Annotated in this window: 8 protein-coding genes; 7 read left to right on the top strand and 1 reads right to left on the bottom strand. The window is 57.8% G+C overall.

Going from position 1 to position 9,011, the window contains the following annotated elements; all coding sequences use genetic code 11:
• Positions 1–996: helix-turn-helix domain-containing protein (locus PA598K_RS27690; protein WP_185602266.1), on the top strand; the 996-nt coding region annotated here is incomplete at its 5' end.
• A 109-nt stretch (positions 997–1,105) separates the two neighbouring features.
• Here the strand turns inward: PA598K_RS27690 and PA598K_RS27685 are convergent.
• On the bottom strand, positions 1,106–1,648 hold the full coding sequence (locus tag PA598K_RS27685) for an RNA polymerase sigma factor (RefSeq protein WP_128660043.1): 543 nt from the start codon (positions 1,646–1,648) through the stop codon (positions 1,106–1,108).
• 161 nt (positions 1,649–1,809) lie between these two features.
• On the opposite strand from PA598K_RS27685, the gene PA598K_RS27680 reads away from it, so the two are divergent.
• The 6 genes from PA598K_RS27680 to PA598K_RS27655 all read left to right on the top strand — a co-directional run bounded on the left by PA598K_RS27680 (position 1,810) and on the right by PA598K_RS27655 (position 8,549).
• Positions 1,810–2,523, top strand: a complete 714-nt coding sequence (locus tag PA598K_RS27680) for a response regulator transcription factor (protein WP_260405646.1) — start codon at positions 1,810–1,812, stop codon at positions 2,521–2,523.
• A complete protein-coding gene (locus PA598K_RS27675) occupies positions 2,520–3,986 on the top strand; it encodes a sensor histidine kinase (RefSeq protein ID WP_128660041.1) in 1,467 nt (488 codons plus the stop codon). Before PA598K_RS27680 ends, PA598K_RS27675 begins: the two co-directional genes overlap by 4 nt.
• Complete coding sequence (locus PA598K_RS27670) at positions 3,973–5,142, top strand: hypothetical protein (protein WP_128660040.1); 1,170 nt, start codon at positions 3,973–3,975, stop codon at positions 5,140–5,142. The genes PA598K_RS27675 and PA598K_RS27670 overlap by 14 nt, the downstream gene beginning before the upstream one ends.
• Positions 5,143–5,375: 233 nt before the next feature.
• Complete coding sequence (locus tag PA598K_RS27665) at positions 5,376–6,062, top strand: ABC transporter ATP-binding protein (protein ID WP_128660039.1); 687 nt, start codon at positions 5,376–5,378, stop codon at positions 6,060–6,062.
• A 2-nt stretch (positions 6,063–6,064) separates the two neighbouring features.
• Complete coding sequence (locus PA598K_RS27660; protein WP_260405647.1) at positions 6,065–7,399, top strand: ABC transporter permease; 1,335 nt, start codon at positions 6,065–6,067, stop codon at positions 7,397–7,399.
• A gap of 31 nt (positions 7,400–7,430) precedes the next feature.
• Positions 7,431–8,549, top strand: coding sequence for an efflux RND transporter periplasmic adaptor subunit (locus tag PA598K_RS27655; protein ID WP_128660037.1), 1,119 nt, complete (start codon positions 7,431–7,433; stop codon positions 8,547–8,549).
• The last annotated feature ends 462 nt before the right edge of the window (positions 8,550–9,011 follow it).

Here is a 9,011-nt window from a genome sequence, read left to right as displayed (position 1 = left end):
CTCGCCGAGGCTGCCGAGCGGGAGCTGGAGGAGCGGCTCGGCAGCGACTCCGGCCTCGTCTGCTTCACCGATCTGGCCGAGGATATCGTCGTCCTGCTGGAGGCCGAGCGACGGACCGATGCGGACTTGCAAGCGCTGCTGACGAGCGTCGCGCAGCGGCTGCACGAGAGCTCGGAGTTGCCGGTATGGGCCTCGCTCGGCGCGTCCTGGGGACAAGCGGGCAGTATCCAGAGCAGCTATGATTCGGCGATGCAGCATTACGAGCAGTTGTTGATGGGGGCGGATCGCCAGGTAGCGGTCGCCCTCCCGGTCGCGGGCGGCGAGGCTGGGACAGGCGCGCCGACTATACCTACGGTAGTACTGCCCGATGTCGAGGGCTTCACGATGAAGCTCATCGACGGCAACGCCGAGGCGATCGAGCGACATATCCTGGACGTCCTGGACGCGCCGCCAGATCAAGCGCTGCTGGAGCGCCAGCCGTACGTCAATGCCGCGATCGCCCTCATGCTGGCGATCCAGGAGATGGCGGGCGGGGAGGACTACAGCGAGCTGTTCATGCCGATCCCGCAGCTGGCGACACTGGATGAGCTGCGGCAGCATGTGCTGGCGCAGGCGAGCTCGCTGCGCGAGCGTCAGGACCGGGAGCGCCAGGGACAGACCGGACAGGCCTACAGTCCGCATGTCGCCTTCCTGCTGGAGCAGGTCGAGCGCCATTATGCCGAGGATATGTCGCTCAAGACGCTCAGCCAGACGCTGGACATCCACCCGACCTATCTCGGTCAGCTATTCCATCAGGAGCTCGGGACGAGCTTCTCGGATTACGTCAACCACTATCGGATCGAGAAGGCGACGCAGCTGCTCCTGCGCACGGAGCTCAAGACCTCGGACATTGCTCGTGAGGTCGGCTACCTCGACAGCTCGTACTTTTATCGCCAATTCAAAAAATACGCCGGCCTCTCGCCAACCGAGCTGCGCTCGATGTCGTCGAGGGCGTAGCGGGGACGAGAGTCGGCGTAGAAGGGGTTAGAGGCCCGGCTGAACGCACATATCGCCAAGTGCGCTGACTTGGACCTCATCAAGGCGGCCTGAGGCTTGTACCCTTGAGCTATTGCGCGATCCGGGCGGCGCCAGGATGCGGACGGGCGCTTCGGGAGCTGCGCCGCGTATCCGCTTGAGCAGCTTGGCTGCGGATACGCTGCGCAGCATGGAATTGCAGCATCTTGACGGCACTTTCACTTTTGCCGGTCAGCCTCGCGGTCTCCTTGATCGAGTATCCATGTACGACCCGTAGCTGCAGCACCTGCTGTTGGTCGACGCTTTGGAGCAGCGATAGGATCTCCCGGACGCCCTCCTCGATCTCGATCGCATAGATATCCTGATGCAGCACCGGCTGCTCCAGCCGGTGCGCCTTGGCTCGGACGTTCTGGCTCCTGCGCAGCGCATCGATGGCCAGATTGCGGGCGATCACGCGAAGGTAGGGGAGCAGCATCTCCTCGGAGACGGGCGGATTGATCTTCCAGAGCCGGATGTAGGCTTCCTGCGTCAGATCCTCCGCCTCCTCGGGACTGCCAGTTATTTTGAGTAGATATCGGGTGATATCTGCCTTATAGTTGCAATATAAGGTATTGAATACCGTTTGATCCAGCACGGTTCACGCACTCCTTTGGCCGGAAGCCTGCCTTGGCGATGATTCCGGCCAAGGGCAGGGCGTTTCCGTCATGTCCTTATTGTAGCTGTGCAATGTTTCATGCTTGCGCCCATTTGTATCCTAAATGTAACTTATATCGACTGTTCGGGGAGAGGTATCGATTGGCCGACAAAAAACGAGTGTTAATTATTGAAGATGAGGAAGCGATACGCAATATGCTCGCATACGCGTTAACCAAGGAAGGCTTTGAGGTGCGCAGCGCGGCCGATGGCGCCGACGGGATGCGGCAAGCGCTCGCCTCGCCTACCGACCTGGTGCTGCTCGATCTGATGCTGCCGGATGCCAACGGCTTCGATCTGTGCCGCACGTTGTCGGTGGAGCACAAAATTCCGATTATTATGATTACCGCAAGGTCGGAAATGGTGGACAAGGTACTTGGCATGGAGCTGGGCGCGGACGACTATATTACCAAGCCGTTTGATATTCGCGAGGTGATCGTACGGATTCGCGCGATCTTCCGCCGGATCGATCAGATCAGCGAGACGAAGGAGGCGCGTACCGAGAAATGGCTGCGCCTGGGCCCGCATCTCTCGATCGCGAGAGAGGAGCGGGAAGTATGGCTTCGGGAAGAGAAGATCGCCTTGACCCATAAGGAGTATGAGTTGCTCCTCTACCTGGCCGAGCACAGCCGCCGCGTATTTACGCGCGCCGAGCTGCTGGACAAGGTATGGGGATTTGACTTTCCGGGCGATACGCGTACGGTGGATATCCATGTCCAGCGGCTGCGCAAAAAACTCGACGCCCCGCACGTCGCCTCGATCATCGAGACGGTGTTCGGCGTCGGGTATCGACTGGCTGCCGGGGTCAAGGGATGAAGCTGTCCCTGCAGTTCAAGCTGGTCGTGCTCTTCTCGACGATCGTCTTTGTCGGTCTGTCTGCCATGCTGCTCTTCTCCTACAAGGTGACGGAGAACAACATGTATCGGATGATCCATGATGATATGCTCGATGTCCGCAGCAACCTGGATATTGCGATGAACCAGTATTTCCTCGTCCGCAACAAAAGACTGAGCGTCGCCTCGCTCGCAGCCGAACGAACGCGGCTCGTGCGCGAGCTCGGCTCCGTCGTCAATGCGGCGCTCTCCATCTATACTAGCGAGGGCAAGCCGTTCAGCAGCTCGGCGGCCGGATCGCCAGGCGTGGAGTCGGCGGATCTGGCAGCCGCCGTGCAATCGGTATCCGCGTACATTACGACGATCTCCGAGGGCCGAATCTGGACGACGATGTCCTTCCCGGTAGTGGTCAACGATAACCGACTCGGCATCGTCCGGGTGCAGAAGGATTACAGCGACCTGTATCAACGCAATTTGCGCTTTCAATCGACCGTGCAGGGCTTTGCTGTCGCTTTGTTCATCGTTATTTTTATCGCTTCTGTGTGGATGGCGAGAGCGATCACCAGGCCGATTCGCCATCTGACTCGTCGATCCGTCCAGGTCGCCGAGGGCAATCTGAACGTGGTCATCCAGCCGTCTACACGGGACGAGCTTGGCGAGTTGGCTCGCAGCTTCCAGGTGATGGTGGATCGGGTCCGTTCGCAGATCGATGTGATTGAGCGGGATCGCGATGAGGTGAGGTTTCTGCAGGCGCGCAGCAAGGCATTTTTTGATAACGTCACCCATGAGCTGAAGACGCCGCTGACGACGATTTTGGGGTATGCCCAGATTATCAAGGACAACGGGTTCCACGACCCTGTGTTTTTTGAGAAGGGGCTGGATCATATTATCGGCGAGAGCAATCGTCTGCACCGGATGGTCGCTGATATCCTCGAGCTGGCGGCGGCAGCGCCGATCGAGCGCGCCTACCGGATGGATGAGGTCGACCTCTCGGAGCTGGTCGCGGAAGCATGCGAGGATATGCAGATCAAGGCGGACAAGTATGAGATGGACATCCGTTATGAGGCAGACAAGCAGCTGTTCGTGCGCGGCGATCGGGACAAGCTGAAGGAAGTGCTGCTCAACCTGCTGGACAATGCGATCAAATACGGCCATGTGCGCTCGACTGTCACGGTTAAAGCTTGGCGGGAGGGCGGTTACTGCTGTCTGGTCGTGAACGATCGCAGCGATGGCATCTCGGGCGAGGTGCTGGAGCAGATGTTCGAGCCGTTCTTCCGCGGTGGCGGCCAGTCGGGCGAGCGAGGAAGCGCCGGTCTGGGCCTCGCGATCGTCAAAACCATCGTCGAGGATCACGGTGGTACGGTTACGATGACCAGCCGACTGCAGGAAGGCAGCACGGCCGAGGTCCAGCTGCCGGAGTTGGAGGTGGATCATGAACAGCATTAGCCGATGGCTCCGCCAGCAACGCGACAGCTTCCTGCTGGGCGCCATGCTGATCATCATGTCAGGCGGTATCTATAGCATGGGCAGCGTCTATTCGTGGTTCACGCAGGAGCCGGCGCTGACGATTATCGAGCACGGGGGAGCTGGCGATTCCTTGCGGTCTATACCGGAGGGAGCGCTCAAAATCGAGTCGGTCATTCGCTTGCCGCTCGATTATCCGGTCTATACGTTCGAGGTGGCCGATCATCAGACGATCCTGATCAACCGTTCCTCCGATGCGCTCAGCGGGATCAGGCTGTCAGCGTTGCAGATAGAGGATGGCGAAGTCAGCGACATTGCGGACAACGTCGATTATGGCATCGTGATGAGGCCCGACCAGCAGGTCATCTACATTCAGTATGGCGAGGATTGGGATTCATCCAAGAGATACGTCTACAACTGGCGACAAAAGCAATCCGTTCCTTCCCCTGCATCATCCGTTAATCCCCTGCAAGTCGTCGGGGATCAGTATATGTTGTCCTTTGGTGGCGATACGTTCAAGCTGTTGAAGCTGCTTCCCGACGGCACAAGCCGGGATTCATGGACCTTCGGTTACGAGCAGCTTATCCAGGCGATCGCATCTGCAGCAGGCACCTCGGCAGATCAGGTGTTCATCGACTTCGAGTCGATCTCGACGCTGCAGTCTCCCGAGGGGGAGGAGTACCTCTATATGATGGCTATGAACGAGGAGAAGTACGGCATCTATCGTCTCAACCTGAAGGATATGAGTCAGGCGGAGGAGTTGATGAACAATCCGAGCGGTCTTCAGTTTACGCTATTAGAGGACGGGATGATGTTGTTAAGCGGCGCTTACGAGGGGAGATCGGGACTGTATTTGTATGATCTGAGCCTGGGTACGGCCAAGCTGCTGACGGAAGCGCAGATTCGCAATTATGCGATCAATCTCGAGAATGGACGCTTGGCTTACTTTACCGAGCAGGACAGTCGCAACGAGCTCCATGTCGCCTATCTGGAGGATGGCGAGCTTATGTCCGATACGGTCATCTACCGCAACATTGACAATATGTACGAGCTCAAGCTATATGACAATTACCTGTTTGTAAGCAGCGCTGTGTTGGAACGTACCGAGCTGTACCGATTTACGATCAGCGGCTGGTAAGCCAGCGGGTTAACTGCCGGTCGAGCTGATCTGCGTGCCGTTAGCCGAGCAAGTCGGCTTGCCCCATTCGATACCGTCAGGAGGAGCTACGCTTCCTGGCGGTTTTTTGTTCCCCGTTTTTTGTTACATTTTGGTTACATCCTTGCAGTGCGCCGATACATCTTCGCGTTATGCTAGAGAGCAGATAAGAGGGAATGGCATTTCATAGCATGTGAGGAAAGGGTTGCTGGCTAATGCTTCAGGTAGAAGACGTATCTCATGCGTTCCGCAACGCCGGCGAGACGGTCCGGGTGCTGAACAAGATTAACTTAGCGGTCAGCAAGGGAGAGACGGTCGCTTTGCTGGGCAGCTCAGGCTCGGGCAAGTCGACGCTGCTCCATCTGATGGCGGGATTTATGAAACCAACCGAAGGACGAATCCTGATCGCCGGTCAGGACATCGTCAAGCTGAACGAAAACCGGCTGGCCGAGTATCGGCGCAGCAACATCGGCTACATTTTCCAATCGTACGAGCTGATCGCCAATCTGACCGTCCGTGAAAACGTAGAGCTGCCTCTCGTATTCCAACGGGTGTCCGGCAACAAGCGACGGAAGAAGGCGATGGAGCTGCTCGAGCAGGTCGGTCTGGCAGACAAGGATGGGATGTTCCCGTCCCAGCTCTCTGGAGGGCAGCAGCAGCGGGTCAGTATCGCCCGTGCGCTCGTCTCCGAGCCATCCGTTATTTTTGCCGACGAGCCGACGGGCAACCTCGATACGACGACAGAGGACGAGGTGCTGGGCATCGTCAAGCAACTGAATGCTGAACGCCAGATGACCTTCATCGTCGTCACGCATGAAGCGGAAGTGGCCGAGCAGATGGGACGGATCATCACGCTGCGTCAAGGGCGACTGGTCGAAGGAACAGGGGGGGACCACAGGTGAAAATGATGGATCTCATGCGTCTGGCCTGGGGCCAGATCTGGAGGCGTAAGATCGTCACCCTGCTCTGTATGGTCGGGCTTTCGATCGGCTGTACGTCGATCATCCTTGCTATTAGCATCAGCGCTGCCCAGCAGGCCAATAGTCTGGCGGAGCTGAACCGCAACTTCAAGATGGACGAGATCACAGTGATGCCGAGGACGGCGGGCGATGAATCAGGAGAGGCTTTTAATCGCGGAGCTATCACGATGCAAAAGCTGGATATTATCCGCAAGCTGCCGCATGTGACCGCCGTCCTGCCGCAGATGAATCTGTCGCAGGTGGAGCTGTCCACGCTCGATGGGAAAATCTCCAATGTCCAGCTGATCGGCACCGATCTGACGGCGCTCTCTGACTTCGGATACAAGTTCGAGCAAGGAGATATCTCGATGATGTCGGATACGATCGTCGCGGGCTTCGGCGCGTCGTTTGGGCTGCTCGAGAGACAGGTCAAAAAGGAGCTGCTGGACAAGCTGATCGCCGATCCGGAAAACGAAGAGCTGTACATGAAGTGGGATGAGCTGGATCAGGTGCGCACCGATCTGTTCCGCCAGCAAGTGCTGCTGCGCAGGGATATGATGGGCTTGGAAGGCGCTGCCGCTCCCGCCAGATCGAGCGCGCCGCTCCGGGTGAGGGGCGTGCTCCAGGTCAAGGAAGGGACAAGCGAGGAGTACGCCAGATATGACAAGCAGGTATACGTATCGCTCGAAACCGCCGGTATGCTGAAGGATCAGCTGGGGTTGGGCGGCGGCCCGACCGAGCTGATCAAGCTGGATACGCTGACGGTGAAGGTAGAGGATAAGCGCTACGTCCCGCAGGTGGAAAATCAGCTGGCCAAGCTGTTTTTGAATTCGCAGAGCAATCTGTTCCAGGAGCAGGCGATTCAGGAGCAGTTCGCAAAGTTCAAAAAGATGGCCATAGGGATCGGTCTGTTCATCCTGTTCCTGGCCTCGATGTCGATCTTCGTGGCGATGACGATGTCGACGCATCAGCGGCGGCGCCAGATCGGCGTCATGAAGATCCTCGGGGCCAATCTGTGGCAGATTCGCCAACTGTTCATCGCTGAGGCTGCCGTGTTGGGGCTGCTGGGCGGAATCGCTGGCATCGTCTTGTCGTATGGCGTCGTAGAGGGCATATCGGCTGCGGGACTGTTCGCGATGAGCGAGACGCCGCTGACGGTCATGCCCGACACGCTGCCGGTCGGCGTAGCGTTCTCGCTCGTGACAGGTATCGCTTCCGGGATCTACCCGGCGATCAGCGCATCGCGCACCAATTCGCTGGAGGTCATCAAAAACGGCTGACGGATTCTACATATGGAGGGGCAATCGAGGAATGAAAAACATCAAAAAATGGTCGATGCTGACGATAGTGGCGGTGTTGCTGCTCGGCGGGGGATACTATGGCTACACCAAATATAAGCAAAGCAATAGCGAGGCGCTGGAGCCGGAGCCGGAAATGGCGCCGATCGTGCTCGAGGTTACACAGGAGACGATCTCCTCCAAGCTCACAGTGAAGGGCAAGTCGGTCTACGCGGAGGAGACCGAGCTGTACGCCCCGCTTGGGGCTAATGTCAAGGAGTGGAAAGTGAAGCATGGACAGACGATCAACAAAGGCGATGTCTTGCTGACGCTGGATACGACAGGGCTGCAAAAGGAAGTGAAGTCTATAGAAGCCGAGCTCAAGAAGGCACGTCTCGACGCGAAGCTGCAAAAGCTGAATGAGCAGCAAACCACGGATGCGGACAAGGCCTCCGAGACGATGGGAGGCAGCGGGGAGGAGCGCAAGCAGGCATTCATCGCCAGAGAGAGCAAAAAAGAGACGGCGCGACTTAATGAGGAGGCGATGGCGATGCGCGAGCAGGAGCTGGCGGAGAAAAAAGCGGAAACGGCAGCGGCGATGAACAAGGCGACGGTCCGTGCGTCGGTCTCGGGCGTATTCCTGCTCGACGAAGCGAGCGCCAAGTCCCGCGCCATGGCAGATGGGCAGATGATCGGCAAGATCGTCAACACGGAGGCGCTGCAGTTCGTAACGACGGTCTCGGAGCAGTACATCTTCCAGATCGAGGAGGGGATGACGGTGCAGGTCGCGATGAGCGGACAAAAGGACCGCAAGACGACAGGCACGATCCTCTCTGTATCGAAATTCCCCAAGTCGAGCGCCAACGCAGATCTGTCGCAGGCGTCGCAATTCGAAGTCATCATCGCGCTGCCTGCAGACAGTCAGCTGATCGGAGGCTTGTCGCTCGATGGTCAGATCGAGACCCAACGCAAGGAGAATGCCATCGTCGTGCCGACGCTGGCGATCACACGTGAGCAGGACGAGACCTATGTCATGCTCAACGCTCCCGATGGCCAGTATGAGAAGAGGACAATCAAGACTGGTCTGGAGATGGATGACAAAACCGAAGTCCTCGAAGGGCTGAAAGCTGGCGATCAGGTCGTGCTGCCATAGCGAGCGTAGCAGTGAGCAAGAGTGTGGCAGCATAGCCGTAAGCAAGGGGTAACGCAGCATAGCCGTGAGTAGGGAGTAACGCAGTATAGCCGTGAATAGGGAGTGCCGCAGGAACCAGGGTCTGTCGCATACTGCGGCAGGCCCTGTTGGCTATGTCTGCGCGGAAGGCATGGCCGGGCTGCCGTCTGGGTCTCACAAGTGCGAAAAACAGCCATGACAAGGCTTCTGCCTTGTCACCCCCAGAAATGAAAATAAGTCGGGTGCATCAGTCGTATCCCGACTTTTATTTTCGTATTAATTCGCACAGTGAACCCGGGAAACGGCCGTCCCGGCCAGACTTATGCGAAAAATGGAACAAATGAAGGCGAAAATGGCTGTTTAAGCCAGACTTATGCGAAAAATGGCACAAGTGAAGGCAGAAACAGCCGTCCCGGCCAGACTTATGCGAAAAATGGCACAAGT

Source organism: Paenibacillus sp. 598K, from assembly GCF_003851045.1.
GTDB lineage: Bacteria > Bacillota > Bacilli > Paenibacillales > Paenibacillaceae > Paenibacillus_D.
Note: the sequence above shows the minus strand (reverse complement) of the source record. Positions and strands in the feature narration are given on the sequence as shown.

Coding starts and splice junctions, on each gene's coding strand:
- PA598K_RS27675 (WP_128660041.1), top strand. CDS start 2,520: ATGAAGCTGTCCCTGCAGTTCAAGCTGGTCGTGCTCTTCTCGACGATC.
- PA598K_RS27670 (WP_128660040.1), top strand. CDS start 3,973: ATGAACAGCATTAGCCGATGGCTCCGCCAGCAACGCGACAGCTTCCTG.
- PA598K_RS27665 (WP_128660039.1), top strand. CDS start 5,376: ATGCTTCAGGTAGAAGACGTATCTCATGCGTTCCGCAACGCCGGCGAG.
- PA598K_RS27660 (WP_260405647.1), top strand. CDS start 6,065: ATGATGGATCTCATGCGTCTGGCCTGGGGCCAGATCTGGAGGCGTAAG.
- PA598K_RS27655 (WP_128660037.1), top strand. CDS start 7,431: ATGAAAAACATCAAAAAATGGTCGATGCTGACGATAGTGGCGGTGTTG.